This window comes from Streptomyces sp. NPDC102402, assembly GCF_044765765.1.
Lineage (GTDB): Bacteria > Actinomycetota > Actinomycetes > Streptomycetales > Streptomycetaceae > Streptomyces.
Map to the genome: position 1 here is coordinate 1,006,497 of NZ_JBIWKR010000001.1, position 26,904 is coordinate 1,033,400.

The following is a 26,904-nucleotide window of genomic DNA, read 5'->3' on the forward strand; positions in this document are numbered from 1 at the left end:
TACGGTGCGGTCCATGAGCCCACTCACTCTCCGGCAGGCCCTCGTGCGCCGCCGCTACCTCCTCGGCGGCTGGCCGTGGCGCGCGGGCCTGTACCTGCTGAGCGGCGTCCCGGCCGGGATGGCCGTCCTCGTCCTCGTCCTGCTGCTGGCCGTGGTGGGCGGCGCCCTCACCCCCGTACTCATCGGCCTCCCGCTCCTGTTGGTGCTCGCCCTCCTCGGCATACCGGTGGCCGCCGTCGAGCGGCGCAGGCTGCGGCTGGTCGACCCCGCGCCGCTCGGTGATCCGCACCGGGCCCCGGCGCGCGCCGGTCTGGGCGCGTGGCTGCGCACCCGGCTCCGGGAGCGGGCCACCTGGCGGGAGTTGGGGTACGCGCTGCTCTTCGCCGGGGTGCTCTGGCCCCTGGAGGGACTTCTCGCCGGGGGCGTACTGGCCTTCTGCGGCGGGCTGCTGGCGACGCCGGCGGTGATGGCGGCCGTCACCGGCGGCGAGGAGGTCCGGGTGCTGAAGCTGTACCTCGCCGACTCGTATCCGCAGGCCTTCGCCCTGGCCCTGCTCGGCCTGGTGCTGCTGCCTGCGCTCGCCTATCCGCTCGGGTGGGCGGCGGTGGCGCGCGGGGCGCTGGCACGGGTGATGCTGTCGGCGGGTGGCGACGGACTCGACGCCCGTATCGAGGAGCTGGGGCGCTCCCGGATGCGGCTGGTGGACGCCTTCGAGGCGGAGCGCCGCCGGATCGAGCGCGATCTGCACGACGGGGCGCAGCAGCGGCTCGTCGCCCTGTCGATGACGCTCGGGCTGGCCAGGCTGGAGTCCCCGGCCGAGCCGCTGGGCGGACTGCTGGCCAAGGCGCACGAGGAGGCCGGGGAAGCACTGGTGGAGATCAGGGAACTCATCCGGGGCATCCACCCCCGGGTCCTCACCGACCGCGGTCTGGCCGCGGCGGTCGAGGACGTCGCCGACCGCTCGGCGGTCCCCGTGGACGTGGACCTGGACCTCCCGGTGCGGCTGCCGCAACCGGTCGAGACCGCGGTGTACTTCGCCCTCTGCGAGGCGCTGGCCAATGTGGCCAGGCACAGCGGGGCGACCCGTGCCCGGGTGACGGGACGGGACGACGGGGAGCGGCTGACCGTCGAGGTGCGGGACGACGGGGCGGGGGGCGCGACGACGGCCGGGGGGACCGGGCTGCAGGGGGTAGCCGACCGGCTCTCCGTGCTGGACGGGCGGCTGCTACTGTCCAGCCCGGCCGGGGGGCCGACCGTGCTCCGGCTGGATGTTCCCCGGAACCCCGCACACCTGGTCGAATGAGGGTTGGATGCTGCGCATCGTGCTGGCCGAGGACAGCGTGCTCCTGAGGGAGGGCCTGGTCGGCCTGCTGGAGAGGTTCGGCCACCAGGTGGTGGCCGGCGCCGGCACCGCCGGTGAACTCACCGCCGCCGTCGCCGAACACGGCCCGGACATCGTCGTGACGGACGTGCGGATGCCGCCCGGCTTCTCCGACGAGGGCCTCCGGGCCGCGGTGTCCCTGCGGGAGGCCCGGCCGCGACTGCCCGTGCTGGTCCTCAGCCAGTACGTCCAGCGCGCGTACGCGGAGGAGTTGCTCGACTCCGGCGACGGCATCGGCGTGGGCTACCTCCTCAAGGAGCGCGTGGGGAAGGTCGAGGAGTTCGTCGACGCGCTCCAGCGGGTCGCCGAGGGCGGCACCGTCGTCGATCCGGAGGTGGTGCGCCAGCTCCTGCGGCACCGCCGCGACCCGCTGTCGCGGCTGACGGCGCGGGAGCGCGAGGTGCTGGCGCTGATGGCGGAGGGGCGCTCGAACGCCTCGGTCGCCGACGCGCTGACGGTCAGTGAGGGCACGGTCAGCAAGCATTTCGGCTCGATTCTCACCAAGCTCGACCTCTCCGTGACCGACGCGACGAACCGCAGGGTCCTGGCCGTGCTGGCCTACCTGCGGAAGTGAGCGGCCGGTCCTGCGCGGCGCGGGCGGCACGGCGTACGGACGGCCGCCTCCGGCACGGGCGGCACGGCGTACGGACGGCCGCCTCCGGCGCGGAGGCCGGCCGGTGGCTGTCAGCGCACCAGGGCGGAGGCAGCCCCGGTGCCCGTCAGCCCGCCAGTGACGCGACCAGTTCCGCCGCCTCGCCCAGCACCGCCGTCTCGTGCGCGGTGAGCCGCGGGTCCGCGGCGCGCAGGCCGGCCGCCCGGGCGAGCGCGTCGGCCGGCACACCGCCGTCGTCCGAGAACCGTGAGAGCAGCGTCGCCAGCAGGTCCCGCAGCCGGTCTCCGGCGGTGAACGCCGGGTCCAGGGCCACCTGCGCCAGAATCAGCGCGGTCATGGCCCGGTCCAGTGCCGGCGGCCCCTCGGCGGCGGTCAGCCAGTCGATCACCATGGCGCCCTCGGGGGTGAGGATCACGTTCTCCGGGTGCAGGTCCAGGTGGAGGATCCGGTCCCCGGGGTCCTGGGACAGCCGCGGGGGGATGGTGTGCAGCTCCCGCAGGAGCCGGGCCAGCAGCTCCGCGCCGTCGTCCTCGGTCACCGTCCCGGACAACAGTGCCTCCGCCAGTGTCGGCCCGGTCAGCCGCTGCATCACGAGGTCCGTGGGAAGCGCGGCCCCGGCCGGCGGCCCGATGCGCGGGACGGGGAAGCCCGAGGCCGAGAGGTACGACATCACGGCCAGCTCACCGGCGGTGTCGATGCTCCGGCGGTAGCGGCGCAGGACCCAGGAGCCGTCGAGTGCGTACACGTCGGCGGTGCGTCCCGAGCCCAGGAGTCGGCCTGTATGCATGGACGGAAACCTACCCGCGCCGTGCGGCCCCGGGGAGTCACCAGCGCATGTGGACGTCCTCGGCCCAGCCCAGGAGCTGTTCCACGGCGATCTCGCTGCCGTCGTCCGTCCGGATCCGGCCGTTGTAGTGGCCGAAGCGCTGGTCGGTGCGGTTGGCGATCAGACCGGCGTCGGTGTGCACCGACCGGTTGTGGAACGGCGTGAACGTCAGGTCCACCTGGCCGGACGAGGGCGCCCGGAGGGTCCACGGAGCCAGCGGGTCGGATGCGGACCACTGCCAGTCCAGCTCCTCGCCGATCTTGGTGAGCCGGCCGTCCACGCAGAGGCCGTTCTCGGTGGAGCCGGTGCCCCGCGTCCAGCGCCCGCCGAACTGGAGGCCGACGGTGTGCCCGTCCGTACGGCCCGAGGCGGCGCCCCAGTTCCAGTCGACCGTGCGCGGCCAGCGGCCCCGGCCGTGGTCCAGGACGGCCCACGTCTCGTTGCCCTCCCCGCCGAACGTGAGGATCTCCGATCCGACGCGCACCCGTCCGGCGGCGGGGAGGGCGGTGTGCTTCGAGGTGTACTGGAAGCGCTGCTCGCTCCACGGCACGACCACGGACAGCGACTCGTGCCCCTCCGGCCGCGACACCAGGAGTCCGACCTCCAGCGGCAGCCGCTCCGGGGTCAGGCAGCGGGCCCGCAGCCGAGTTCCCGCGTTCTCGTCACGGATCTCCACGCGCACCTTTCCGCCGGTCGGCCGCGCCGGGCCCACGACCACGTCCTCGGAGCCCGGCGCTCCGGCGACGGTGTCCGGGAGCCGGACGCCCCGGGCCGCGGGAACGATCGAGGAGCACTCGAACTCGCGTCCGCCGGGACCGAATTCCAGCACGTAGACGGAGTTCAGGGCCAGGAAGTCGAGGTCGCTCACGGTCAGGGCCACCAGATGGGTGGGCGTGGTCACGCACCAGTGTTCCCACCGCTTCGTCCGGCCCCATCCCCGCAGATTGGCCCGGTGCAGCGGATTCCTGGACCAGCCGACCGCCGCCGGATTCAGGCTGCCGTCGGGCAGGCAGAGGTCGACCGGCCCGGTGATCTCGTGCTCGTGCGTCGCCATGGCCGGAGCCTATAGCGGCACGGCGCGCCGTCCGGGCACGGCTCCGGGGCGCGCCGGGGGCGTCTCCCCCCGCGGTTGCGGCGGCCTGGGACCCGCCACCCGGGGCGCCCCATAACGCGGCGGTAGGGGGCGGACGGGATCTCCTGCGCCCGGGGTACGCGCGGCTACGTTCGCGGCAGTTCTCCCACCCCCGGGCTCCGCTCCCCCGGAGCCCGGCATCCCTCGAACGCCCCCGAACACAAGGAGAGTGACGTGGAGACGACTGTGCTCCGCAGACGCGCCTGCGCCGCGGCGACCGCCGCCGTGGCGGTGGGCGCGCTCGCCCTCGCCCAACTGGCCGGTGTCGCCTCGGCCCGTCCCGCGGGCGCCACCGTGCCCGCCGTGGACCGGCTCTCGCCGGGACAGGCCGAAGCCATGCGACGCGACCTCGGCCTCGACGCCGACGAGGCCAGGGCCCGAACGGCCGACGAGTACCGGGCGGCGGTCACGGCGGCGGCGCTGGAGAGGTCGCTCGGCGCCGACTTCGCCGGCGCCCGGCTGAGCGACGGCGCCGCCGTCCTCACCGTCGCCACCACCGACCGCGCCGACGTCGCCCGGATCACCGCCGCGGGAGCCCGCGCCGAGGTCGTCGGCCACAGCCTGGACCGTCTCGAAGCGGCCAAGGCGGCGCTGGACGAGGTCGCACGGAAGGGGGCGCCGAAGGACGTGCCTTCCTGGTACGTGGACGTCCGTGCCAACCGGCTGGTCGTCAACGCCGCCCGTACGGGGGCCGCGGACGGGTTCCTCGCCGCCGCGGGCATATCCCGCGGCCTCGTCCGGGTCGACCGCTCGACCGAACAGCCGCGCGCCTACGCGGATCTGCGCGGCGGCGACGCGTACTACATGAACGGTTCGGGGCGCTGCTCCATCGGCTTCCCCGTCAGGCGCGGCACCCAGGCCGGCTTCGTCACCGCCGGGCACTGCGGAACGCCCGGCGTCATCACCAGCGGGGCCAACCAGCAGGCACAGGGGTCCTTCCAGGGTTCCACCTTCCCCGGCCGCGACTACGCCTGGGTCGCGGTCAACGCCAACTGGAACCCCCGCGCCCTGGTGAACGGATACGGCAACGGCGATGTGACCGTCACCGGATCCGTCCAGGCCGTGGTGGGCTCCTCGGTCTGCCGGTCCGGCTCCACGACGGGCTGGCACTGCGGCACGATCCAGCAGCACGGCAGCAGCGTCACCTACCCGGAAGGCACCATCACCGGCGTGACCCGCACCAGCGTGTGTGCCGAACCCGGTGACTCGGGCGGCTCGTTCATCTCCGGCAGCCAGGCACAGGGCGTCACCTCCGGCGGCTCCGGGAACTGCTCCCAGGGCGGTACGACGTACTACCAGCCGGTCAACCCGGCGCTGGCCGCGTACGGACTGACCCTCGTCACCAGCGGTACGCCGACCGACCCGCCCACCGACCCGCCCACCGACCCGCCCACCGAGCCCGGCGGGACGTGGGCGGCGGGCACGACGTACGCCGCCGGGGCGGTGGTGACGTACGGCGGCGCGAGCTACCGCTGCCTCCAGGGGCACCGGGCGCAGGCGGGCTGGCAGCCGCCGAACGTGCCCGCGCTCTGGCAGCGGATCTGACGATCCGCCGCACCGGGGCGCTCCCGCACCGGGGCGCTCCCGAGCCGGACGCCCTCGCGGCCGCTGTCCGGTCCGCGAGGGCGGCAGCGGCCCGGTCCGGGGCACCCCTCCCGGTCCGGGCCGCTGCCGCCCGGGCGACCCGGGCGCCGGGAGGCCGTCGTCCGGCGGGTCACTTCGCGTCCGAGTAGCGCTCCACGACCGCCGTGGTGAACGGGAAGCGCACCGGCGTCTCCCCGAAGGCGACCCGCCCGGCGAGCTCCCCGGCCTCGCGGATCGCCTCCACCACCGCGGGAGCCTCCTCGGCAGGGCAGTGCACGATCACCTCGTCGTGCTGGAAGAACACCAGCTCGGCACGCATCCCGGCGGAGGCGAGCGTCCGCCGCAGCGCCGCCAGGAGCAGCAGGGCCCAGTCCGCGGCGCTCCCCTGGACCACGAAGTTACGGGTGAAGCGGCCCCGCGCGCGGGCGTCCGACGAGGCATAGCCGGGGGTGAACCCGTAGGTGTCGGCACCCTCACCGGCCGGCGGCTCCTGGCTCTCCTGCGGGATGCCCGCCTCGCCGTCCTCGCCCGCCCCGGCGGCGGGCGGGCTCGTGCGGCCCAGCCAGGTGCGGACGAGGCGCCCCTCCTCGCCGGCCTTCGCCGCGTCGTCGACGTACCCGACGGCCCGGGGGAAGCGCCGTCGCAGCGCCGCCAGATTCTTCAGGCCGTCACCCGAGGTCTGGCCGTAGACCGCGCCCAGCAGAGCGAGCTTGGCGTGGTCGCGGTCGCCGTGGAAGGCACGGTCGGACAGCGCCTTGTAGAGGTCGCCCTCGTGTCCGGCCACCTCCATCAGCCCCCGGTCGCGGGAGATCGCGGCCAGCACACGCGGCTCCATCTGGTCGGCGTCGGCCACGACCAGCCGCCAGCCTTCGTCGGCGACGACCGCCTGGCGTATCACCTTGGGGATCTGCAGGGCCCCGCCCCCGTTGGTCGTCCAGCGCCCGCTGACCGTGCCCCCCGGCTGGTACTCGGGGCGGAAGCGGCCCTCGCGCACCCAGTCCTGGAGCCAGCTCCAGCCGTGCGCGGTCCAGACGCGGTACAGCTTCTTGTAGCGGATCAGCGGCTCCACCGCCGGATGGTCGAGCTCCTCCAGCTCCCAGCGCCGGGTCGACCTCACCTTGATCCCGGCCTGCGCGAACGCCTTCAGGACGTCGGCCGGCAGGTCGGGGCGCACCCGTCTGCCGAACGCCGCGGACACCTCGTCGGCGGCCTCGGCCAGTCGGCGGGGCTCGCCGCCGCCCGCGTAGCGCTCGCCCAGCAGGCCGTTCAGCACCTCGCGGTGCACATCGGCCCGCCAGGGCAGTCCGGACCGGTTCATCTCGGCGGCGACCAGCGTGCCGGCGGACTCCGCAGCCGTGAGCAGCCGCATCCTGCCGGGGTGCTCCGTCCCGTCGTGGCGGCGCAGCTGATCCGCGTAGACCTCCAGGAGCGCGTCGAACGGCAGGTCGGTGCCGGAACGCGGCTCGAAGAGGGAGGACTGCGATCCCGGCTCGGCCGAGCGGGGCGGCGGATCGGCGGGCACCGGGGCGTTGCGCAGCCGGGCCCAGGCCGCCGCGGCGGAGCGGGGCTCGCCGAAGCGCCCCTCGTGGCCGAGGAGCAGCAGCTCGGCGCACTCGATGTCGTAGCACCGCTCCACCCGCACGCCCGCCGCGAGCAGCCGGGGATAGATCCCGGCGGTCGAACGCCAGACCCAGCGGACCACCTCGGGCCGGGAGCGGACGGATTCGGCGAGGTCGGGCTCGGCCAGGACGGGGCCGGCGGGCAGGCCGTCGCGCGTCAGCGGCACGAGGAGTGCGCCGCCCCCCTCCGCGCCGGCGAGAGCCCAGCGTTCGGTCATGTGCCGATTTTCGCACCCGGCACTGACAGCGGGCCCGGCTCGCCGGGCGGGCGGGCCCGCCCGGCGCGAGGATCGAGGTGCGGTGCGCGGGCGCGCTCCGCGAAGGCGGCAGGCGGCGGAGGAGACGGTGATGGAAGCGATCGTGTACGAGGAGTTCGGCGGCCCCGAGGTCCTGCGTCTGGCCCGGGTCGAGGACGTCCACGCCGGGCCCGGGCAGATCCGGGTGGCGGTCAGGGCCGCCGGGGTCAACCCGGTCGATCACAAGATCCGCAACGGCTGGATGCAGGCGGCGTTCCCCACCCCGTTGCCCGCCACGCCCGGGGTCGAGTTCGCCGGGGTGGTCGACGAGACGGGAGAGGGCGTCACGGAGTTCGTGGTCGGTGACGAGGTCCTCGGACGGAGCACCACCGGGGCGTACGCGGAGTACGTGCTGGCCGACGTGGGCGTGGTCGCCCGCAAGCCGGAGGTCCTGGGGTGGGCGGAGGCCGCCGCGCTGCCCCTCGCGACGGCGACCGCCGTCCGGGTGCTGGACGAACTGGCGGTGTCCGAGGGCGAGACCCTGCTGCTGCACGGTGCGTCCGGCTCGGTCGGCTCCGCCGCGGTCCAGCTGGCCGTCGCCTGGGGCGCCACCGTCATCGGGACCGCCTCACCGGCCAACCACGACTACCTGCGGGTGCTGGGCGCGGTCCCGGTGGCCTACGGGGAGGGGCTCGTGAAGCGGGTGCGGGAGGCCGCGCCCCAGGGAGTGGACGCGGTGTTCGACGTCGTCGGCAAGGGGGCGCTCGCCGACTCGGTGGAGCTGCGCGGGGGCACGGCGGACAGGATCGCCACCATCGCCGACCCGGACGCGGCGCACTTCGGCGTGGCCTTCTCGGCAGGCGGCGGGACCAGCCCCGACGAGGGCAGGCGGCTCGGCGGGTACGCGCAGGCGGCGGCCGTCGGCGGCCTGCGGATCCCGGTCGAAAAAACCTTTCCGCTCGGCCGGGCGGCGCGAGCACAGGAGCTGAGCGAGGCCGGGCATGTGCGCGGCAAGCTGGTGCTGCTCCCCGGGGAGCACTGACCGGCGCGCCGCCGCCTACCCTGGCCCCATGGAATCGGTGACCGACCGGGCGTGTGCCGCGGCCCTGTACGCGGACGGCGACGCGGGCCTGGACACCGGCGCCTCCCTGCTCGCCGCGGACCCGTCCGCCGACGAGGAGCTCCACCGCCGGGGCGAGGAGTTCGTCAGCCGGGCCTGGGCGCGCGGCTGGCAGCCCTCCGACGTCGTACGGACCGTCCGGCGTGAGCTGGACGAGCCCGGTGGCGCGCTGGTCTCGGCCCTGATCGCGGCGGAGACAGCGGGGTACGGGCAGCTTCCCCCGCGCTGGTCCGACCAGCTGGCGATGATGCCGGCCCCGGCACCCCGCAACCGGCCCGACCGCTTCACCTACGCCTCCGCGCTCCTGGAGCTGTACCGGCTGCTGCTGAGGCTGCCGGTCATCGAACCGGTCGGACCGCGGCCCGGCGCGTCCGCCGCGGGCGCACCGTACGGCCCGCCCGCGCACGGCGAGCCCCGCATGCTCACCAGGATCCGGGCGCTGCTCGCCAAAGCGGAGGCGACCGGTTTCCCCGAGGAGGCCGAGGCGCTCACCACCAAGGCGCAGGAGCTGATGGCCCGGCACAGCATCGACGAGGCGCTCCTCGCCGCCCGCACACCCGGTGCCGGGACGCCGGGCGCCGTACGGATCGGGGTCGACGCGCCCTACGAGAGCGCGAAGGCGGTCCTCCTCGACTCGGTCGCGTCGGCGAACCGCTGCAGGGCGGTGTGGAACAGCGATCTCGGCTTCACCACCGTCGTGGGCTTCGAACCGGACCTGGAGGCAGTGGAACTGCTCTTCACCTCGTTGCTGGTCCAGGGCAACGCCGCGATGACGAAGGCGGAGGCCGAGCAGCGGGCGGGCGGACGCAAGCGGACCAAGGCCTTCCGGCAGTCCTTCCTGCTGGCGTACGCCCAGCGCCTGGGGAGCCGTCTCGCCGCGGACACCGCGCGGGTCACGGCGGCGGCGGGGTCCGAGGACTCCGGAGCCGGCGGCGGATCCGGGGCGCTGCTGCCGGTCCTGGCCGCCCGGGACGTCGCCGTCACCGACACCGCCGAGCGGATGTTCCCGCGGACCACCACGACGCGGTTGCGCGGGGCGACGGACGCCGAGGGATGGAACCACGGCACGGCCGCGGCCGACCGGGCCAGGATGGGCGGAAGCGGGCCGGAAATCCGCCGTTAGGTCAAGTGGTGCGGCATAAGTCGGGGTTGCCCGTGGATCCCGCTAGGCTCGGTCCATGAGCTGGCTCCGGGCGCTGAGGGAGACCGCCCGCTCGGGTCTGACGATCGAGCGGCGGCGTCTCGAACCGCTCATCGCGGTGCGCGGCGCCGCGGGCCTCGCCCTCGTGGTCGGGGTGAGTCTCGCGCTCTTCGGACCGGTGATCGCCGCCGGATCCGCCTTCGGCGCGTTCCAGGCGGCCATCGCGACGTTCCAGCGCAGCTGGCGCCCGCGGCCCGTGCTCGCCCTGGTCTCCGGCGCCAGCCTGGCCGTGTCGACGTTCGTCGGCTACGTCACCGTGACCCACACCCTGCTCTTCCTGGTCCTTCTGGTCCTCTGGACGTTCGCCGCCGGGATGACCTGGGCGGCGGGCCCGACGGGCGGGATCATCGCGGGCTCCAACGTCGCGATCATGCTGGTCACGATCACCCTGCCCACCTCCGTGGCCGACGCCGCCGCGCACGCCGCGATGATGGCGGTCGGCGGACTGGTCCAGGCGGCGCTGATCGTGCTGTTCCCGGTCCGCAGATGGGGCGCCCAGCGCGACGCGCTCGCCGACGCCCTCGAGGGCGAGGCCGACTACGCCCGCAGACTGCGGCACGACCCGATCGCGCCCTTCGACCCCGTACCGCTGATGACCGCGCGCAACGCCGCCGCCGTCACCCCCCGCCAGGCCCGGCGGCGCCCCGCCGACCTGCACGGCGCGCGCGGGGTCGCGGAACGGCTGCGGCCGGTCCTCGCCTCGCTGGCCGACCCCGCCCTGGGGGTCCCGGCCGAGGGCCCGGAGCGCTACTGGGCGCAGGAGATCCTCGGCGCCGCCGGATCCCTGCTCGACTCCGCGGCGCGGGCGGTGCGTCACGGCGACCCCGTCCGTCTGGACGAGACGGCGCTGTCGGTGCTGAAGTCCCCCGACACCGAGGTCATCCTCACGGGCCCGCCCAAGCGGGCCGCCGACCGGCTCGCCTCGCTTCTCGCGGACGTCATCGAGATCGCCGAGGGCACCGGTACGGACGACAGGACGCCGGGGAAGCCGCTCGTCCCGCACCGCCGCCGGCCCACCCTGCTGCGGCTGGTCCCCGTCGTCTACCGCTCCATGCGCCGCGAACTGCGGCGCGGGTCGATGATCCTGCGCCACGCGATCCGTGTGTCGGCCGTGTCCGCCGCGGGCTACCTCATGGGGGCGGTCCTGCCGTTCGGCCACGGCTACTGGGCGCCGATGACCGCGGTGATGGTGATGCGCCCCGAGTTCACCCAGACCTACTCGCGTTCCGTGGCCCGCTTCATGGGCACCGTGATCGGTGTGGCCGTGGCCACCGGGATGGTGCAGGTCCTGCAGCCGAGGGCATGGGTCTCCGCCCTGCTCGCGGTCGTCAGCGCCGGGCTGATGTACCTCCTGATGCGCACCGGATACGCGGTCGGCCAGGTCTGTGTCGCCGCGTACGTCGTCTTCCTGCTCGGCATGGCCGGCAACGACTGGTCGCAGACCGTGCTCGAACGGGTGGTGCTGACCCTCATCGGAGGCCTCCTCGCGATGATCGCGTACGCCGTCTACCCGGCCTGGGAGACCCCGCGGCTGCGCGACCGGCTCGCCACCTGGCTGGTCACGGACGGGTCCTACGCGGCCACCGTGCTCGACCGGTACGCCGATCCCGCCTCCAGGAGCCTGGAGGACGTGCGCACCGCCCTGCTCACCACCCGGGAGGCGCGCGTCGCCTGGCAGGAGGCGCTGGAGAGGGCCCGGTACGAGCCCGTCCGCCACCGGGGCATCTCCCGGACCTCCGCCGCGGACGCCCAGGACGCGCTCGCCCAGTTCGGCCGGGTCGCGATGCTGATGGAGGCCCACCTGCCCGCCGCGTCGGCCACTCCCGTTCCCGAGGCCGCCGACCTGGCCGACGTGGTGCGCCGGGTCACCGAGGAGGGCGCGAAGGCGGTGCGGGAGCGCCGCGTCCCGGAGTGGGAGGCGGTCAGGGAGACGCTGGCCCGCCGGGACGGCGCTCCGGGGCCGCCGCCCGACGACTTCGTACGCAACGGGGCCACCCTGCTGCTCCGTGCCCTGGAGGACTTCTCCAGGGCGCTGGAGATCAGCAGCGGGAGGGCTTAGGGGAGCGGAGTCAGGCCGGGGGTGCCTGTGGCGGGCCCGTCGGCAGTTCGTCGGGATCGGTCCTGGTCAGAGTGTCCTGGGCCCCGGTGCCCCAGGAGACGACGAGCTTGTCGCCGTCGAGCGACTCGACGGCCCCCACGGTCCGGTCGGTGTTCCCGTCGAGGCATTTCAGCGCGAGCGTCACCTCGCCCGTGTCCTTCACCTCGCCCTGGCACACGTGCTGGTCGGCGACCAGCGCCACCTTGCCCGAGGTGACCGACAGGACGACGGGCGAGCCGTCGGACGTGCTCGTCCAGGTGCCGTCGAGCGCAGCGACGCCCGGACCCACGGTGCCCGTGCCACCCTCGCCGCCGGCGGGCGGTGAGTTCTGCCCGGACCCGGACCCGGACCCGGACCCGGAGGCCGGATCCTTGTCCGCGGCAGGGTCCTCACCGCTGCAGGCGGTCAGCACGAACAGGGCGGCGAGACCGGCTGTGGCGAGAGCGCCGGAGCGCCGGAGCCTGTCCATATGGAGTTCCCCTTGTCGATTCACGGCCGGAAGTCCGCGCCAAGCTACCAGGGCCGGTCAGAACAACTCCGGGAGAAGGGAGCCAAATCGGCGTCCCGTTCGTCTCTCCCTCATAGAGGTGGGGGAAGGGTGAACGGACGGCCGGGCGGATCAAGGGGGAAACTGTAGTCGCGTGCGCACCCCGCGTGCACGTGCATCTGCTCATGCATTGGCATATGAACACAGCTATGATCCGAGCTAGTTGACATTTGCACCTTGCAACTCGGGGAGCGTCCTGTGCACCACGTGTACAACGGCATGGCGGCCACAGAGCTTCGCGGGGTCGTCTGGCAGAAGAGCAGACACAGCAACTCCCAGGGCTCGTGCGTGGAGTTCGCGAAACTGCCCGGAGGGAATGTGGCGATGCGGAACTCGCGCCATCCCGACGGGCCCGCACTCGTCTATACGCCGGCCGAGATCGAGGCGCTGCTGCTGGGCGTCAAGGACGGCGAGTTCGACCACCTGGCCGCAGGCGCCTGACCGCGCATCCGCCCGCCGGTTCGCGGCGCACGTCCGCCCGCCGGCCCGGTCGCACGCCCGGAGGCGTGTGCCGCACGCCCCGCGCCGGGCGAGGCGTCTACAGGCTGTCGGGAAACGCGTCGAGCGGAACGGGCTCGGGCGCCGGGTGGTCGGTCAGCCGGAACAGGGCCCAGACCACCTTGCCGAACCCTCCGTCGGGTGCCGTGTCCCCGACCGGTACGGGGGACGGGTGCCAGCCCCAGCAGTCGCTGAACGACTCGACGAGGAACAGGCCCCGGCCGGACTCGGCCGAATCGGGCGCCTCGCCCGCGACCGGTCCCTTCTCGCTGGGATCGCGCACCGCGCACACCAGGCGCGAGGCCCAGCGCATCAGGTGCAGCCGCACGGCGGTGTCCGGCCGCTCCCCGGTGGCGTCGGCCGGCAGGGCGTGCCGCAACGCGTTGGTGACCAGCTCGGACACGACCAGGGCGACGTCGTCGAAGTGGTCGCCCAGGTCCCAGGAGGTCAATGTCGTGCGGGTGAACCTCCGTGCCCCGCCCACCGCTTCGAACCTGGTCGGCAGCGTGCAGGTGGCCGAGCCCGCGACCGACGAGGGGTCGATGGGTGGAAGCCCTTGCCGTAACGGCTCGAGCATCGTCGATCCATTCGTCCCCATGCGAGGCACTCCCGGGATTCGCGGCTGTAGCGGCACTGCTTGTAGCGGGCACTGCGGGTACAGCGGCACAACACGAACGAGCACGCAGGTGCGCGGGGACCATGGTTCCCAATGCGCACGGCAGATGCAAGGGCAGATGCACGTGCACGCGCGCGATCTGACCGGTACCGTGCCGGTTCGGTCTCATTTCTTCTGCTTCACAGTTTTGGAGCTTTCGGAAAGTCTTGCCATCTCTGTAATCGAATGAGTACGGGCTGAAGCGTTTTGGTGGCAGAATCCGCCTCCGGGGTTCGGGGGAGCCCCGGAGTACGGGAAGCGATGGGGAGGGTCGGTAAGCCGGTGTCGGCAGGCGAGTCGAGTGGTTCCGTGGTGCGGCGCATCCTGCTGGGCTCACAGCTCAGGCGCCTGCGCGAGTCGCGAGGCATCACCCGTGAGGCGGCCGGCTACTCCATCCGCGCCTCCGAATCGAAGATCAGCCGCATGGAGTTGGGACGGGTGAGCTTCAAGGCCAGGGACGTCGAGGACCTGCTCACGCTCTACGGAGTCACGGACGAGGCGGAGCGCGACTCGCTCCTCGGCCTGGCCCGTGAGGCCAATGTGGCGGGCTGGTGGCACAGTTACGGCGATGTGCTGCCCGGCTGGTTCCAGACGTATATCGGTCTGGAGGGGGCGGCGTCGCTCATCCGGATCTACGAAGTCCAGTTCGTCCACGGCCTGTTGCAGACCGAGGCGTACGCCCACGCGGTCGTCGCCCGCGGCATGCCGGGCGCGCCGTCGGCCGAGATCGACCGCAGGGTCGCGCTACGGCTGGCGAGGCAGAAGGCGCTCGTCTCCGAGCGCGCCCCCCGCTTCCACGCCGTTCTGGACGAGGCGGCGCTGCGCCGTCCGTACGGCGGCCGTGAAGTGATGCGCGCGCAACTGCGGCATCTGATCGACATGTCGGAGCAGCCGAACGTCACCCTCCAGGTGATGCCCTTCAGTTTCGGTGGTCACGCCGGTGAGAGCGGGGCGTTCACCATGCTGCGTTTCCCGGAATCCGATCTGTCGGACATCGTCTATCTGGAACAGCTGACAAGTGCGCTCTACCTGGACAAGGCCGAGGAAGTCGCCCAGTACGAAAAGGCCATGGCCCGTCTCCACGAGGACAGCCCGGGTCCGGAGGAGAGCCGGGATCTTCTCCGGGGACTCCTTCAACTGACCTGAATCGCCAGTACGATGACAGACCGACAGGAGTCTGCGCCTGCAGTAAGGGATTGCATGTCCTTCCTCAATGAACTCGCCCACCAGTACATCGACGGCGAGTGGCTGACCGGCAACGGTGAGTGGGACATCATTGATTTCAATCCCTACAACGGCGAAAAACTCTGCTCGATCACCGTGGCCACCGCGGCGGAAGTCGATCTGGCCTATCGGGCGGCCGAACGCGCGCAGCGGGAATGGGCGGCCGTCCGTCCTCATGAGCGGCGGACGGTTCTGGAGAACGCCGTACGGCTCGTCGGGGAGCGCGAGGACGACATAGCCGAGCTGATCGTCGAGGAACTCGGCGGCACCCGGCCGAGGGCCGCCTACGAGGTGCGTGCCGCGCGGGAGTTCCTGCGCGAGGCCGCCGGGCAGGCGATGCGCCCTGTGGCCGGACTGCTGCCCTCGGTCGCCGACGGCAAGGAGAACCGCGTCTACCGGCTGCCCGTCGGGGTCGTCGGCGTGATCAGCGCCTTCAACTTCCCTTTCCTGGTGACGATGAAGACCGTCGCACCCGCCCTCGCGCTGGGGAACGCGGCCGTGGTGAAGCCTCATCAGAACGCCCCGATCGCCGGCGGCGGTCTGGTCGCCCGGATCTTCGAGGACGCGGGGCTGCCGGCCGGCCTCCTCAACGTCGTGGTGACCGACAGCGCCGAGATCGGTGACGGGTTCATCGAGCACCCCGTGCCCAAGGTGATCTCCTTCACCGGCTCGGACCGCGTCGGCCGTCACGTGGCGGCCGTCGCCGCCGGGCTGTTCAAGCGGACCATCCTGGAACTGAGCGGAAACAGCGCCCTGGTGGTGCTGGAGGACGCCGACCTCGACCATGCCGTCCGGGCCGCCGTCTACAGCCGCTTCGTGTTCCAGGGGCAGGTCAGTATGGCCGCCAACCGCATCCTGGTGGACCGCTCCGTGGAGAAGGAGTTCACCGAGCGGTTCACGGCGGCGGTGTCCGCCCTTCCGGCGGGGGATCCGAGGGACCCCGACACCCGCATCGGGCCGGTCATCAGCGCCTTCCAGGCCGAGGCGCTCGCCGCGCTGGTCGACGGGGCGATCGAGGCCGGCGCCACCGCGCTCGTCCGGGGCCGCACCCGAGGGAATCTTGTCGAGCCCACGGTGCTGTCGGGACTGCCGGAAGGGTCGCCACTGCTCGAGCAGGAGATCTTCGGCCCGGTGGCGCTGCTGGTGCCCTTCGACGGTGAGGACGAGGCCGTCCGCATGGTCAACGACAGCTCCTACGGGCTGAGCGGCGCCGTCCACACGGAGGACGCCGAGCGTGGTGTGCGGTTCGCCCGGCGTATCACCGGAGGGATGTTCCACGTCAACGGCGCGACCGTGCAGGACGATCCCATGGCCGCGTTCGGGGGCGAGAAGAACTCCGGCATGGGGCGGCTGAACGGTGAGGCCGCTGTGGAGGCGTTCACCACCCGGAAGTGGATCTCTGTGCAGCACGGGCGCACGGTCTTCCCCTTCTGACGGCCCTCGATCCGGTCGCCGAAGAGGCGGGCTACCCTGGTCAGGGTTGATCACAAAGGGTGGGTGCTATGTCGGCGATCCGTCTCCTGGTCCTCGGGGCCGTGCGTCAGCACGGCCGCGCGCACGGCTACCAGGTGCGCAACGACCTGGAGTACTGGGGCGCCCACGAGTGGTCCAGCGCGAAGCCCGGATCCATCTACCACGCGCTCAAGCAGATGGCGAAGCAGGGACTGCTGCTCGCCCATGAGGTCGCGCCGTCCACGGCGGGCGGCCCGCCCCGCACCGAGTACGAGATCACCGATCAGGGCGTCCAGGAGTACTTCACCCTGCTGCGCGCCTCGCTGACCGCGTACGACCAGGGTGTGGACGTGCTGTCGGCCGGCATCGGCTTCATCGTCGACCTCGAGCGCGCCGAGGCGGTGGCGCTCCTGCGGGAGCGCATCGCCGCCATCGAGAGGTGGAGGGCCGCGGTCACGGAGCACTACACCCCGTCCGGCGGGCCGGAGGCGCTCGGTCACATCGGCGAGATCATGAACATGTGGGTCCACTCCGCGGACGCGGGGTCGGAGTGGACCCGGGGTCTGATCGCACGGATCGAGGCAGGGGCGTACACCTTCTCGGGCGAGGGGGAACCCTTCGTCGGAGTGCTTTCCGAAGGGCAGGAGAGCCCTTACGCGACGGGAGCGTCCGACCCCGGGGATTCCAGGTAATCAAGTTTGACGAACGGCGTCGGCGGGTTTACTTTTGACTTGCTAGTCAAGTTTGACTACATCGCTTGACTGCGAAGCGAGGAGAGCGGGTGGGCGCGGTGAGCGACGCGATCGTCGTCGAAGGAGTGCACAAGCGGTACGGAGGGAAGCGGGCCCTGAACGGGCTGGACCTCGCCGTCCGCGGAGGGACGGTCCACGGGGTGCTCGGCCCGAACGGGGCGGGTAAGACCACCGCGGTACGGGTGCTCTCGACCCTGTTGCGGCACGACCAGGGCCGGGTGGAGGTGGCGGGCTTCGACGTGAGGTCCCAGGCCACCGAGGTCAGGAGGCGGATCGGGCTGCTGGGCCAGCACGCGGCGGTGGACGAGGAGCTCGGCGGCCGGCAGAACCTGGAGATGTTCGGCCGCCTGTACCACCTGGGCGCGCGCAGGGCGGGCCTGCGGGCCGACGAACTGCTGGAACGGTTCGGTCTGGCGGACGTCGGCCGCAAGGCGGTCAAGCAGTACAGCGGGGGCATGCGGAGGCGTCTCGACCTGGCCGCGTCCCTGATCACCGACCCGGAGGTGCTCTTCCTGGACGAGCCCACGACCGGGCTCGACCCCCGGGGGCGGGCCGAGGTGTGGAGCGCGGTGCGCTCCCTGGCCGTCGGCGGCACCACCGTCCTGCTGACCACGCAGTATCTGGAGGAGGCGGACCAGCTGGCCGACAGGATCTCGGTGATCGACGACGGCCGGGTCATCGCGGAGGGCACGGCCGACCGGCTCAAGGCGCTGGTCGGCGGTGACCGCGTCGACGTGGTCGTCCGCGACGCGGACCGGCTCGGTGAGGCGGCCGGGCTGCTCGGCGAGGGCGTGACCGTGGACACGGACCGGCGGCTGCTCCGCGCACCCGCCCCGGACCGTATGGCGGCGCTGACCCGGACCGTGCGGGCGCTGGAGGAAGCGGGCATCGAGGCGGAGGACATCGCGGTGCGCCGGCCGACGCTGGACGAGGTGTTCCTCTCCCTGACCGGGGGCGGCGCCGACGCCGTCCCACCCATGGACGCGGAGGCGACGGCATGAGCACGACGACGGCGGGACCGGGACGCGTCGGCTGGGCGCTGATCGACTCCTGGACGATGACCCGGCGCGAACTGGCGCACTGGGCGCGGCAGCCCGTGCAGGTGGTCGTCGGCCTGGTCTTCCCGGTGATGCTGCTCCTGATGTTCAACTACCTGGTGGGCGGCGGCTCCGGGATCGACGGGGACAACACCGACTTCCTGGTGCCCGGAATGCTCGCGCTGACCATGGCCTTCGGCCTGGAGGGCACGATGCTGGCCGTCACCCAGGACCTCAACAAGGGCGTCATCGACCGTTTCCGCTCCATGCCGATGGCCTCGGGCGCGGTCCTGGCCGGGCGGAGCGCCGCCGACATGCTCCAGTCGGTGGCCTCGCTGGCGGTGATGACCGGAGTGGGGTACGCCCTCGGATGGCGCTGGCACGGGGGGACGGCGGCCGTCCTGGCCGCGCTGGGGCTGCTGCTCCTGCTGCGGTTCGCCATGCTGTGGATCGGCATCCACCTCGCGATGGTGGCGGGCAGGCCCGAGATGGTGCAGGCCGTGCAGATCCTGGTCTGGCCGGTGGGCTTCCTCTCCAATGTCTTCGCCTCACCGGAGTCGATGCCGGGGTGGCTGGGCGCGGTGGTCGAGTGGAACCCGATGTCCGCCACGGCGACAGCCGTACGGGGCCTGTTCGGCAACCCGGGAGGAGCCTCGGGCTCCTGGGCCGCCGAACACGCCGAACTGCTCGCGGTGCTCTGGCCGGTGGCGCTGCTCGCGGTGTTCCTCCCGCTGGCGGTGGGGAGGTTCGCGCGGCTCAGCCGCTGAGCCGCGCCCGTCACGGCCTCAGTGGTGGAAGGCCGTCTGGACACCCCGGTCCCGGTGCAACGGGTGAGCCTGGGAGCGCAGTTCGGGCAGCAGCCTGCGCAGGTCCTCCAGCAGCAGCTCCGCGAGGTCCGAGGAGAATCCGTTGCGGCACACGACACGCAGGACCGAGAGGTCCTGGCGGTTGGCGGGGAAGGCGTACGCCGGCACCAGCCAGCCGTGCTCCCGGAGCCGCCTCGACACGTCGAAGACGTCGTATGCCTTCACCTCCGGTTTCGTCGTCACGGCGAACACCGGAAGCTCGTCGCCCCGGGTCAGCAGTCTGAAGTCGTCCAGGGCCTCGAACTCTCCGGCGAGCCGGCGAGCGATGTCCCGGGACGTCTGCTGGACGGCCCGGTAGCCCTCCCGGCCCAGCCGCAGGAACGTGTAGTACTGCGCCACCACCTGCGCGCCGGGCCGGGAGAAGTTCAGGGCGAAGGTCGGCATGTCGCCGCCCAGGTAGTTCACCCGGAAGACCAGCTCCTCCGGCAGCTCGGCCGGTGAACGCCACAGCGCCCACCCCACCCCCGGGTAGACCAGGCCGTACTTGTGCCCGGAGGTGTTGATCGAGGACACCCGGGGGAGCCGGAAGTCCCACACCACGTCCGGGTCGAGGAACGGCGCGACCATCGCCCCGGAGGCCCCGTCCACGTGGACCGGGATGTCGAGCCCGGTGCGCTCCTGGAGGTCGTCCAGCGCCGCGCACAGCTCCGCGACCGGCTCGTAGGAACCGTCGAAGGTGGAGCCGAGGATCCCGACCACGCCGATGGTGTTCTCGTCGCACAGCTCGGCGGCCGCCTGCGGGTCCAGGTGGAAGCGCTCCCCCTCCATGGGGACCTGGCGTGCCTCGACCTCCCAGAAGTTGCAGAACTTGTCCCAGCAGACCTGCACGTTGACGCCCATCACCAGATTGGGCCGGGCCGTCCCCGGATACCGGTCGGCGTTCCTGGCCGCCCAGCGCCGCTTGAGCGCCATCCCCGCCAGCATGCAGGCCTCGCTGGAGCCCGTGGTGGAGCAGCCCACCGCGGTCGACGGGTCGGGGGCGTTCCAGAGGTCGGCGAGCATCGCCACACAGCGCCGTTCCAGCTCGGCGGTGCGCGGGTACTCGTCCTTGTCGATCATGTTCTTGTCCCGGCACTCGGCCATCAGCACACCGGCCTGGGGTTCCATCCAGGTGGTGACGAAGGTCGCGAGGTTGAGCCGGGAGTTCCCGTCGAGCATCAGCTCGTCGTGGACGAGCCGGTACGCGGTCGACGGGGGCAGCGGGCCGTCCGGGAGGACGTGCGTCGGCGGCGCCGCGACCATGGGGGCGGTCGGGTCGGCCTCCCCGAAGAACGGGTTGAGGGCCAGCCTGCGGTGCTCCTCGGACGGAGCGGGCCTTCCGTGCGAACCCTGGTGGAGTGGCATGGACGGTCCCCTCAGCCCTCGGCCGCGAGTCCGGCCTTGATGACCCGGGCGAACTTCACGACGCGCTCGGCCTGGACGCGCGCGGCGGTCAGGGTCTGCTCGGCCACGGGGATGTCGCCCTGCCCTGAGACGTGGGAGGTGCCGTACGGATTGCCGTCGACGAACTTCGAGGGGTCCGTGTAGCCGGGCGGGACCAGGATGCCGCCGAAGTGGTGGATCGTGTTGTACAGCGCCAGCAGGGTGGACTCCTGGCCGCCGTGGGCGGTGCTGCTGGCGGTGAAGCCGCTGTAGACCTTGTCGGCGAGCTGTCCCGCCTGCCAGAGGCCTCCCAGGGTGTCGAGGAACTGTTTGAGCTGGGCGGTGACGTTGCCGTACCGGGTGGGCGTACCGAAGATCACCGCGTCCGCCCAGACCATGTCGTCCGGGGAGACCTCGGGGATGTCCGCGGTCGCCTTCGCGTGCTCGGCCCAGGCCGGGTTGGATTCGATGGCCGCCCGCGGGGCGAGCTCGGCGACCTTGCGGAGCCGCACCTGCGCACCGGCGCTCTCGGCATCCCGGGCGATGGCCTTCGCGATCGTCGAGACGGTGCCGGTGGAGGAGTAGTAGATGACGGAGACGTTGACGGACGTGGACATGCGGGTACCTCCGGGACGTAAGGGGGAAAGGGCCGGTCAGGCCTTGCTGATCACTGCCGCCGTGCCGTAGGCGCACACCTCGGTGCCCACCTCGGCCGCCTCGCTCACGTCGAAGCGCATCATCAGCACCGCGTTCGCGCCGCGTGCCCTGGCCTGGTCGACGAGCCGTTCCATCGCCTGGTTGCGGGTCTCGACGAGCGTCTTGGTCAGCCCTTTCAGCTCGCCGCCGATCATCGACTTCAGACCGGCGCCGATCTGGCTGCCGAGATGGCGGGAGCGGACCGTGAGCCCGAAGACCTCGCCGATGACCTGCGTCACGTGGCAACCCGGTACGTCGTTCGTGGTGACGACCAGGACGTCCGCCTGGGGTGTCTGTCCGCCGCCGAAGTCCTCAATGCCCATGGTGTGGCACCTCCTGCGGAAAGCTTTGTCCCGGTCCGGCCCGTGCGCATCCGCGCTTACGCCAGTGGAACCCAGCCGTCCTCCCCGGCGTTGATAGCTTGGGACGGCCACGCAGCCGCCGCACATCGACCCACCCCTGGAGCCCGGACCCTTGAATACGCTTGCGCTCGGCCCGAGCTGGCTGGACCCGGATTACCTGCTCAACACCTTCGGTCTGCCCGGCCTCCTGCTCATCGTGTTCGCCGAGTCGGGGCTGCTCATCGGCTTCTTCCTGCCCGGTGACTCCCTGCTGTTCACCACGGGTCTCCTGGTGACCACCGGCGACCTGAAGTACCCCCTGTGGCTCGTCTGTGTCCTCGTCGCCCTGGCGGCGATCGTCGGTGACCAGGTCGGATACCTCTTCGGCCGCAAGGTGGGACCGGCCCTCTTCAAGCGCCCGGACTCCCGCCTCTTCAAGCAGGAGAACGTCGAGAAGGCGCACGAGTTCTTCGAGAAGTACGGGCCGAAGTCGCTGGTCCTGGCGCGCTTCGTGCCCATCGTCCGGACCTTCACGCCGATCATCGCCGGTGTGAGCCGGATGGACTACCGCTCCTTCATCACGTTCAACATCATCGGCGGCGTGCTCTGGGGCGTCGGGGTGACGCTGCTCGGTGCGGCCCTCGGCAAGATCGACTTCGTGCACGAGAACATCGAGATGATCCTCATCCTGATCGTGCTCATCTCGGTGGTGCCGATCCTGATCGAGTTCCTTCGGGCGCGCGGCAAGTCGAAGAAGGAAGCCGCCGCGCAGCAGGGCGACGACCACGGTCCGTCCGACGGCGGCCCGGGGGAGGGCCCCCACGGCGGAACGGGCGGCGGCCCTGCCGCCCACCGGTACGCCGACGACCAGGCGGCAGCCCCGTACGACGCCGGCGGCCAGTACGGCAACGGCCAGGCGAGCCGGTACGACCAAGGCGCGCAGTACGGCGGCGGCCAGTACGGCGCCCCGCAGGCCGGCGGCCAGTACGGCGCTCCCCAGGGCGGCGGCCAGTACGGCGCTCCTCAGGGCGGCGGTCAGTACGGCGGCCAGGGCCAGTACGGCGCTCCCCAGGCCGGCGGTCAGTACGGCGCTCCCCAGGCCGGCGGTCAGTACGGCGCTCCCCAGTACGGCGACGGGCAGGGCGGCCAGGGGCAGTACGGCGCTCCCCAGGGCGGCGGCCCGTACAGCGGTCAGTACGACCAGGCGGGTCAGTACGGCGCACCGCAGGGCGGCGGCCGGTACGACCAGGGCGCCTCGTACGGCCACGGCACGGCGGGCCAGGCGGGTCAGGCGGGTCAGTACGACCAGGCCGGCCAGTACGACCAGGGTGCGCGGTACGCAGGCAACCAGTCCGGCCAGGCGGGTCAGTACGGCCAGGCGGGCCAGTACGACCAGGGGGGCCAGTACGGCCAGGCCGACCAGTACGGCAACGGCCAGGCGGCCCCGTACAACGGCGGACACGACGGCCGGTACGGCGACGCTCAGGCCGCTCCTTACGCCGACGGTGGCGCCGGTCCCCACGGTGACCGGCCGACGGCCGGCCGGGGCGACGACCAGGAGGACGACCCGGGTCAGTACGGGTGGCAGAACAGGCGCTGACCCCCCGAGCGCGCGACGGCGCCCCGGCCCCCCGAGAATCCGCGGAGGGGCCGGGGCGCCGTCGTACGTCAGAAGCCTCGGGTCCGCTTGGCCGCCCGGCGGGCGCCGCCCTCGACCGCGCCCGGTACCCGCATGAAGAGCCGGGAGATCTCGCTCCCCAGATTGACCCCGATGGCGATCGCCAGTGCCGTGGCCACAGCGGTGGAGAGCGAGGTGAGCCCGGCCTCCACCTCGTTCTGCGCGACGCCGAGCAGACCGAAGTAGGTCGCCGAACCGGGCAGCAGCGGGCCGATCGCGGCCGTGATGTAGGGCAACGACGAGCTGTAGTGGTAGCGCGAGAAGAGCTGGCCGAACAGCCCCACCAGACCGGCCGCGACCGCCGTGGCGGCCACCGGTGAGATTCCGCCCTCGCGGGCCATCGCCCCGTAGATGACCCAGGCCACGCCTCCGTTGAGGGTCACGGCGAGCACCGTGGACCGCTCCTGCTGGAGCAGGATGGCGAACGCCAGCGTCAGGCTCATCGAGACCAGGATCTGGAGAACGGGCCGGTCGTTGGCGATGAACCGCGCCTCCGGGTTCAGCTCGGCACCGAGCTGAACCCCCAGGTAGAGCATCAGCAGCACGCCCGCGACGATGCCGATGAAGAAGTACATGACCTCCAGGAGCCGGGCTCCCGCGGTGATGTAGTAGCCGGTCAGACCGTCCTGCACCCCGGCGACGAGGGCCCGTCCGGGCAGCAGCGCGAACAGTCCACCGGTGATCACCGCGGAGGGCCGCACATCCGTCGAATGGGTGAGGGTCAGGGCGATGCCCATCGCGGCGGGGGGCATCGCCGCCACCGTGAACTGGTAGAACTCGGGCAGTCCGCGTCCGGCGCAGAGCCACGCCAGCCGGTCGCCGAGCATCGCGCCCGCCGCCGCCACGAGGAAGACCAGCACACCACCGCCGACCAGCACCGATGCCGAACCGGCCAGCAGGCCGGCGGCGGCCGTCAGCACCCAGCCCGGGTACGGGTGACGGTTACGGCGGATCTCGGCGAGGCGCCGGTAGGCCTCCTCCAGCGAGACCTCGACGTGCTCCGCCGTGGTGATGTCGTCGATCAGCCGGAAGACGGCGGCCAGCCGCGTGTAGTCGGTGCCCCGGCGGCGTACGGTCCGGCTCGCCGTCACGGGGTCGTCGACGAGGGACGGCTGGTAGGAGATGGAGATCAGGGTGAAGGTGACCGTCGGCTCGCTGCGGTCGAGCCCGTACGAACGCGACACCGCGAACATGGCGGCCTCGACGTCCTCGGCGCCCTCACCGCCCGCCAGCAGCAGCTCCCCGATACGCAGCGTCAGGTCGAGCACGCGTGGGACCGCGGGCCCCGAGTCGTCGGTCTTCTGCACGCTCTCGGGTGCCGGCCGCTCGAACACGGGCATCCGCAGCATCGTCCGCATCCGGTCCTGCCAAGGCGCCTCCTTGGTGAGCCGGACCATCGGAATGCCGTGCGCGGGAGTGAAGGCAGGCGGCTGATGCTGCGCGTTGTACCCACTCGGCGGAACGAACGCGGACGACAGCGTGTCGGAGCCCGAACCGCCCGCCGCCCCGGAAGCGGAACCCTGGCCGGAACCGGACGACGCCGAGGGTTCGGGGTGCAGCCCCGGCGGAAGGGCGAATTCCGATGTCGGATGGTCGTCCTCGGACGGAGCCGTCGGCTGCTCCATACCGGCCGGTGGGACGAAGGCACTGCGCACTTCGTCGGACTGGGGCTTCTGGTCCTCGGGACCGCCCTGTTCCGCCACCACTCGACCTCGTTCCTCCTCGACCGCTCGTTCCGGGAGCGCTTCTGCCCAGTATGAGCACGGTCATGGGCCCGCACACGCAACGGGCGGCGCACCGGTGAAGGTGCGCCGCCCGTTGTTCTCACGCCGTGCTGGGCCGCTCGGCCCCGCGCGCTGCGATCCGCGGCTCCCGCCCGTAAGCGGAATCCGGAAGGATTACGTCAGTGCTTGTCGCCCTGCGCCTCGAGGCGCTTGCGGGACGCCTCGATCTCGGCCTCTGCCTCGGTGCGGCCGACCCAGTCGGCACCCTCGACGGACTTGCCGGGCTCCAGGTCCTTGTAGACCTCGAAGAAGTGCTGGATCTCCAGGCGGTCGAACTCCGACACGTGGTGGATGTCGCGCAGGTGCTCCACCCGGGGGTCGGACGCCGGGACGCACAGCAGCTTGTCGTCGCCGCCGGCCTCGTCGGTCATCCGGAACATGCCGATCGCACGGCACTTGATGAGGCAGCCGGGGAAGGTCGGCTCCTCCAGGATGACCAGCGCGTCCAGCGGGTCGCCGTCCTCGCCGAGGGTGTTCTCGACGAAACCGTAGTCCGCCGGGTAGCTGGTCGAGGTGAAGAGTCGACGGTCCAGGCGGATCCGGCCGGTCTCGTGATCCACCTCGTACTTGTTCCGCGAACCCTTCGGGATCTCGATAACGACGTCGAACTCCACGGGTGGCTCCTCCATGATCAACACATACGACTGGTGGTTAAGTGTCCCTCACGCAGACGAGTGCTCGCGAAAGGGGCTGGTCAACGGTGGCCGAGCCGGTGCAGAGACCGACGGACGAACCGTTGAACAGGTGGGGCGGGTGGAAAACCCCGAAGTACCTGAAGCGCGGGAGCGGACCGGGCGACCTCCGGCTCGCAGCAGGCTCCGCGGTGCTCGGCCTGGTGGTCGCCGCCGGTGCCGTCCTCGCCGCCGGTCCCTGGGACTCCGGTCAGCGTAAGGCCGAGCGGGACCGGGTGGCCGTCCAGCAGCGCGCAGGTGGTGCACATCACGAAGGGACCTCGCCCGACGGCCCGGCGCCCGCCCCCAGCGCTCCCGCCGTCCTCAAGGCCCTGGGCACCACGGCCGGCCTCACCGCCCCGGCGGGCGCGAGCGGCCTCGAAGCCGCCCTCGCCCCCCTGTTGGACGCACCCGCCCTCGGCCCCGTACGCACCGCCGTGGTCGTCGACGCGGCCACCGGCAAGCAGCTGTACGCGCGGGGCGCCTCGACCCCCATGACCCCCGCGTCCACCGTGAAGATCGCCACCGCCGCCGCCGCGCTCTCGGCGCTCGGCCCCGCCCACCGCATCGCCACGACGGTCACGCTCTCCCCCGACTCCCGGACGCTCACCCTCGTCGGCGGCGGCGACCCCACTCTGGACGAGGGCGCACTGCGCGCCCTGGCGGCCGGCACGGCACGCTCCCTGCGCGACGGCGGCATCGGGACCGTGCGGCTGACGTACGACACCTCGCGGTACTCGGGACCGGCCCTCCACCCCATCGGCCCCAACGAGAACATCGCGCCCGTCAGCGCGCTCATGGCCGGCGAGGGCCGTCTCGACGACAGTGACAAGGGACCGGCCCCCCGTACGGACGACCCCGCGGGCGACGCCGCGCGCACCTTCGCCGGCCTGCTCGGCGACGCCGGCGTCGACACCCGGTCCGACCCGTCGTCCGGGCGGTCGGTGGAAGGCTCCCGAACGGTGGCGACGCACCTGTCGAAGCCGCTCTCCGCCCTGGTCGAACGGGCCCTCACCAACAGCGACAACGACATCGCCGAGGCCCTGGCCAGGCAGACCGCGCTGAAGGCGGGTGAGCCCGCCTCCTTCGACGGGAGCCGCCGTGCCGTCACCGCCCGGCTGAAGGCGCTCGGCCTGCCGCTGACCGGCGCCCGGCTCTCCGACGGCAGCGGCCTCGACCGCGCGGACAAGGTGACGGCGGGGCTGCTGGCCCGGCTGCTCGCCCTCGCCGCGGGCCCTGACCACCCCGAACTCCGTCCCGTCCTCACCGGCCTGCCGGTCGCCGGATTCAGCGGCACGCTCGGCGACCGCTACTCGGCGACGTCGCCGGCGACCGGCCTGATCAGGGCCAAGACGGGCACCCTCACCGGAGTGAACAGCCTCGCCGGAACCGCGGTCGACGCCCGGGGCCGGCTCCTCGCCTTCGCCTTCCTGGCCTCGGGCACCACCTCCCCGGGCGACGCGGAAGCCTCACTGGACGCCCTGGCCGCCACCCTCACCAAAGGCACCCGGTGAGCGGCTGACACCCCACC

At 72.5% G+C, this 26,904-nt stretch carries 24 protein-coding genes; 14 read left to right on the plus strand and 10 right to left on the minus strand.

Annotated elements, in window-relative coordinates; translation table 11 throughout:
- Nucleotides 1-13 precede the first annotated feature (13 nt).
- Both ACIRJR_RS04320 and ACIRJR_RS04325 read left to right on the plus strand, forming a co-directional pair.
- Nucleotides 14-1,303: a sensor histidine kinase gene (locus ACIRJR_RS04320; protein WP_403773512.1), complete on the plus strand. Its 1,290-nt coding sequence runs from the start codon at nt 14-16 to the stop codon at nt 1,301-1,303.
- 7 nt (nt 1,304-1,310) lie between these two features.
- Nucleotides 1,311-1,955 carry a LuxR C-terminal-related transcriptional regulator gene (locus ACIRJR_RS04325; protein WP_403773514.1) on the plus strand — a complete coding sequence of 215 codons (645 nt, stop codon included), beginning with the start codon at nt 1,311-1,313 and terminating at the stop codon, nt 1,953-1,955.
- 145 nt (nt 1,956-2,100) lie between these two features.
- On the opposite strand, the gene ACIRJR_RS04330 is transcribed toward ACIRJR_RS04325, so the two are convergent.
- Nucleotides 2,101-2,781 (minus strand): phosphotransferase, encoded by a 681-nt coding sequence (locus ACIRJR_RS04330; RefSeq protein ID WP_403773517.1) that lies wholly within the window; start codon nt 2,779-2,781, stop codon nt 2,101-2,103.
- Between the two features lie 37 nt (nt 2,782-2,818).
- A complete protein-coding gene (locus ACIRJR_RS04335; protein ID WP_403773520.1) occupies nt 2,819-3,874 on the minus strand; it encodes a DUF2804 domain-containing protein in 1,056 nt (351 codons plus the stop codon).
- Between the two features lie 252 nt (nt 3,875-4,126).
- Between ACIRJR_RS04335 and ACIRJR_RS04340 the strand changes: the two genes are divergently transcribed.
- The gene (locus ACIRJR_RS04340) at nt 4,127-5,497 is read left to right on the plus strand and encodes an alpha-lytic protease prodomain-containing protein (RefSeq protein ID WP_403773523.1); all 1,371 of its coding nucleotides are present in this window, start codon (nt 4,127-4,129) and stop codon (nt 5,495-5,497) included.
- A 169-nt stretch (nt 5,498-5,666) separates the two neighbouring features.
- Here ACIRJR_RS04340 and ACIRJR_RS04345 read toward each other — a convergent pair whose 3' ends face one another.
- Nucleotides 5,667-7,373 carry a bifunctional 3'-5' exonuclease/DNA polymerase gene (locus tag ACIRJR_RS04345; RefSeq protein ID WP_403773526.1) on the minus strand — a complete coding sequence of 569 codons (1,707 nt, stop codon included), beginning with the start codon at nt 7,371-7,373 and terminating at the stop codon, nt 5,667-5,669.
- 130 nt (nt 7,374-7,503) lie between these two features.
- Here ACIRJR_RS04345 and ACIRJR_RS04350 point away from each other — a divergent pair, with 130 nt between their 5' ends.
- Genes ACIRJR_RS04350 through ACIRJR_RS04360 form a run of 3 tightly spaced genes read left to right on the plus strand, consistent with a single transcriptional unit; the run spans nt 7,504 to nt 11,771 of the window.
- The gene (locus ACIRJR_RS04350; protein ID WP_403773529.1) at nt 7,504-8,433 is read left to right on the plus strand and encodes an NADP-dependent oxidoreductase; all 930 of its coding nucleotides are present in this window, start codon (nt 7,504-7,506) and stop codon (nt 8,431-8,433) included.
- A 28-nt stretch (nt 8,434-8,461) separates the two neighbouring features.
- The gene (locus tag ACIRJR_RS04355) at nt 8,462-9,634 is read left to right on the plus strand and encodes a DUF2786 domain-containing protein (RefSeq protein WP_403773532.1); all 1,173 of its coding nucleotides are present in this window, start codon (nt 8,462-8,464) and stop codon (nt 9,632-9,634) included.
- 55 nt (nt 9,635-9,689) lie between these two features.
- Nucleotides 9,690-11,771 (plus strand): FUSC family protein, encoded by a 2,082-nt coding sequence (locus ACIRJR_RS04360; protein WP_403773535.1) that lies wholly within the window; start codon nt 9,690-9,692, stop codon nt 11,769-11,771.
- A gap of 10 nt (nt 11,772-11,781) precedes the next feature.
- Here the strand turns inward: ACIRJR_RS04360 and ACIRJR_RS04365 are convergent, their stop codons facing one another.
- A complete protein-coding gene (locus tag ACIRJR_RS04365; protein WP_403773538.1) occupies nt 11,782-12,279 on the minus strand; it encodes a hypothetical protein in 498 nt (165 codons plus the stop codon).
- A gap of 276 nt (nt 12,280-12,555) precedes the next feature.
- Here ACIRJR_RS04365 and ACIRJR_RS04370 point away from each other — a divergent pair, with 276 nt between their 5' ends.
- Nucleotides 12,556-12,798 (plus strand): DUF397 domain-containing protein, encoded by a 243-nt coding sequence (locus ACIRJR_RS04370; protein WP_099173559.1) that lies wholly within the window; start codon nt 12,556-12,558, stop codon nt 12,796-12,798.
- Nucleotides 12,799-12,895: 97 nt separating this feature from the next.
- Here ACIRJR_RS04370 and ACIRJR_RS04375 read toward each other — a convergent pair whose 3' ends face one another.
- Nucleotides 12,896-13,453, minus strand: a complete 558-nt coding sequence (locus ACIRJR_RS04375; protein ID WP_403773541.1) for an ATP-binding protein — start codon at nt 13,451-13,453, stop codon at nt 12,896-12,898.
- Nucleotides 13,454-13,771: 318 nt separating this feature from the next.
- Between ACIRJR_RS04375 and ACIRJR_RS04380 the strand changes: the two genes are divergently transcribed.
- From ACIRJR_RS04380 to ACIRJR_RS04400, 5 genes are all read left to right on the plus strand, one after another.
- Nucleotides 13,772-14,656 (plus strand): helix-turn-helix domain-containing protein, encoded by an 885-nt coding sequence (locus tag ACIRJR_RS04380; RefSeq protein WP_403773544.1) that lies wholly within the window; start codon nt 13,772-13,774, stop codon nt 14,654-14,656.
- A gap of 54 nt (nt 14,657-14,710) precedes the next feature.
- The gene (locus ACIRJR_RS04385; RefSeq protein ID WP_403773547.1) at nt 14,711-16,168 is read left to right on the plus strand and encodes an aldehyde dehydrogenase family protein; all 1,458 of its coding nucleotides are present in this window, start codon (nt 14,711-14,713) and stop codon (nt 16,166-16,168) included.
- Between the two features lie 68 nt (nt 16,169-16,236).
- Nucleotides 16,237-16,878 (plus strand): PadR family transcriptional regulator, encoded by a 642-nt coding sequence (locus ACIRJR_RS04390; RefSeq protein WP_403773550.1) that lies wholly within the window; start codon nt 16,237-16,239, stop codon nt 16,876-16,878.
- Nucleotides 16,879-16,976: 98 nt separating this feature from the next.
- Nucleotides 16,977-17,939, plus strand: coding sequence for an ATP-binding cassette domain-containing protein (locus ACIRJR_RS04395; RefSeq protein WP_403773821.1), 963 nt, complete (start codon nt 16,977-16,979; stop codon nt 17,937-17,939).
- The gene (locus ACIRJR_RS04400) at nt 17,936-18,742 is read left to right on the plus strand and encodes an ABC transporter permease (protein WP_403773553.1); all 807 of its coding nucleotides are present in this window, start codon (nt 17,936-17,938) and stop codon (nt 18,740-18,742) included. The genes ACIRJR_RS04395 and ACIRJR_RS04400 overlap by 4 nt, the downstream gene beginning before the upstream one ends.
- 18 nt (nt 18,743-18,760) lie before the next feature.
- Here ACIRJR_RS04400 and ACIRJR_RS04405 read toward each other — a convergent pair whose 3' ends face one another.
- The 3 genes from ACIRJR_RS04405 to ACIRJR_RS04415 are packed head-to-tail and all read right to left on the minus strand — an operon-like array spanning nt 18,761 to nt 21,222.
- Nucleotides 18,761-20,185 (minus strand): glutamate decarboxylase, encoded by a 1,425-nt coding sequence (locus ACIRJR_RS04405; protein ID WP_403773555.1) that lies wholly within the window; start codon nt 20,183-20,185, stop codon nt 18,761-18,763.
- An 11-nt stretch (nt 20,186-20,196) separates the two neighbouring features.
- The gene (wrbA, locus tag ACIRJR_RS04410) at nt 20,197-20,820 is read right to left on the minus strand and encodes an NAD(P)H:quinone oxidoreductase type IV (RefSeq protein ID WP_403773558.1); all 624 of its coding nucleotides are present in this window, start codon (nt 20,818-20,820) and stop codon (nt 20,197-20,199) included.
- Between the two features lie 36 nt (nt 20,821-20,856).
- Nucleotides 20,857-21,222, minus strand: a complete 366-nt coding sequence (locus ACIRJR_RS04415) for a YbjQ family protein (protein WP_403773561.1) — start codon at nt 21,220-21,222, stop codon at nt 20,857-20,859.
- 151 nt (nt 21,223-21,373) lie between these two features.
- Between ACIRJR_RS04415 and ACIRJR_RS04420 the strand changes: the two genes are divergently transcribed.
- Nucleotides 21,374-22,840 (plus strand): VTT domain-containing protein, encoded by a 1,467-nt coding sequence (locus ACIRJR_RS04420; protein ID WP_403773564.1) that lies wholly within the window; start codon nt 21,374-21,376, stop codon nt 22,838-22,840.
- A gap of 68 nt (nt 22,841-22,908) precedes the next feature.
- Here the strand turns inward: ACIRJR_RS04420 and ACIRJR_RS04425 are convergent, their stop codons facing one another.
- Together ACIRJR_RS04425 and ACIRJR_RS04430 are read right to left on the minus strand one after the other, a co-directional pair.
- Nucleotides 22,909-24,624, minus strand: a complete 1,716-nt coding sequence (locus ACIRJR_RS04425; protein ID WP_403773567.1) for a threonine/serine exporter ThrE family protein — start codon at nt 24,622-24,624, stop codon at nt 22,909-22,911.
- Between the two features lie 197 nt (nt 24,625-24,821).
- Nucleotides 24,822-25,316, minus strand: coding sequence for an inorganic diphosphatase (locus ACIRJR_RS04430; RefSeq protein WP_403773570.1), 495 nt, complete (start codon nt 25,314-25,316; stop codon nt 24,822-24,824).
- Nucleotides 25,317-25,402: 86 nt separating this feature from the next.
- On the opposite strand from ACIRJR_RS04430, the gene dacB reads away from it, so the two are divergent.
- Nucleotides 25,403-26,887 (plus strand): D-alanyl-D-alanine carboxypeptidase/D-alanyl-D-alanine-endopeptidase, encoded by a 1,485-nt coding sequence (dacB, locus tag ACIRJR_RS04435; protein ID WP_403773573.1) that lies wholly within the window; start codon nt 25,403-25,405, stop codon nt 26,885-26,887.
- The last annotated feature ends 17 nt before the right edge of the window (nt 26,888-26,904 follow it).

What these genes read in the sequence shown, in the direction of transcription:
- ACIRJR_RS04405 (WP_403773555.1), bottom strand. Translation starts at nt 20,185, where the DNA reads ATGCCACTCCACCAGGGTTCGCACGGAAGGCCCGCTCCGTCCGAGGAG.
- ACIRJR_RS04335 (WP_403773520.1), bottom strand. Translation starts at nt 3,874, where the DNA reads ATGGCGACGCACGAGCACGAGATCACCGGGCCGGTCGACCTCTGCCTG.
- ACIRJR_RS04345 (WP_403773526.1), bottom strand. Translation starts at nt 7,373, where the DNA reads ATGACCGAACGCTGGGCTCTCGCCGGCGCGGAGGGGGGCGGCGCACTC.
- ACIRJR_RS04380 (WP_403773544.1), top strand. Translation starts at nt 13,772, where the DNA reads ATGGGGAGGGTCGGTAAGCCGGTGTCGGCAGGCGAGTCGAGTGGTTCC.
- ACIRJR_RS04325 (WP_403773514.1), top strand. Translation starts at nt 1,311, where the DNA reads ATGCTGCGCATCGTGCTGGCCGAGGACAGCGTGCTCCTGAGGGAGGGC.
- ACIRJR_RS04375 (WP_403773541.1), bottom strand. Translation starts at nt 13,453, where the DNA reads ATGGGGACGAATGGATCGACGATGCTCGAGCCGTTACGGCAAGGGCTT.
- ACIRJR_RS04360 (WP_403773535.1), top strand. Translation starts at nt 9,690, where the DNA reads ATGAGCTGGCTCCGGGCGCTGAGGGAGACCGCCCGCTCGGGTCTGACG.
- ACIRJR_RS04320 (WP_403773512.1), top strand. Translation starts at nt 14, where the DNA reads ATGAGCCCACTCACTCTCCGGCAGGCCCTCGTGCGCCGCCGCTACCTC.
- ACIRJR_RS04350 (WP_403773529.1), top strand. Translation starts at nt 7,504, where the DNA reads ATGGAAGCGATCGTGTACGAGGAGTTCGGCGGCCCCGAGGTCCTGCGT.
- ACIRJR_RS04385 (WP_403773547.1), top strand. Translation starts at nt 14,711, where the DNA reads ATGTCCTTCCTCAATGAACTCGCCCACCAGTACATCGACGGCGAGTGG.
- ACIRJR_RS04415 (WP_403773561.1), bottom strand. Translation starts at nt 21,222, where the DNA reads ATGGGCATTGAGGACTTCGGCGGCGGACAGACACCCCAGGCGGACGTC.
- ACIRJR_RS04355 (WP_403773532.1), top strand. Translation starts at nt 8,462, where the DNA reads ATGGAATCGGTGACCGACCGGGCGTGTGCCGCGGCCCTGTACGCGGAC.
- ACIRJR_RS04365 (WP_403773538.1), bottom strand. Translation starts at nt 12,279, where the DNA reads ATGGACAGGCTCCGGCGCTCCGGCGCTCTCGCCACAGCCGGTCTCGCC.
- ACIRJR_RS04390 (WP_403773550.1), top strand. Translation starts at nt 16,237, where the DNA reads ATGTCGGCGATCCGTCTCCTGGTCCTCGGGGCCGTGCGTCAGCACGGC.
- wrbA (WP_403773558.1), bottom strand. Translation starts at nt 20,820, where the DNA reads ATGTCCACGTCCGTCAACGTCTCCGTCATCTACTACTCCTCCACCGGC.
- ACIRJR_RS04330 (WP_403773517.1), bottom strand. Translation starts at nt 2,781, where the DNA reads ATGCATACAGGCCGACTCCTGGGCTCGGGACGCACCGCCGACGTGTAC.
- ACIRJR_RS04400 (WP_403773553.1), top strand. Translation starts at nt 17,936, where the DNA reads ATGAGCACGACGACGGCGGGACCGGGACGCGTCGGCTGGGCGCTGATC.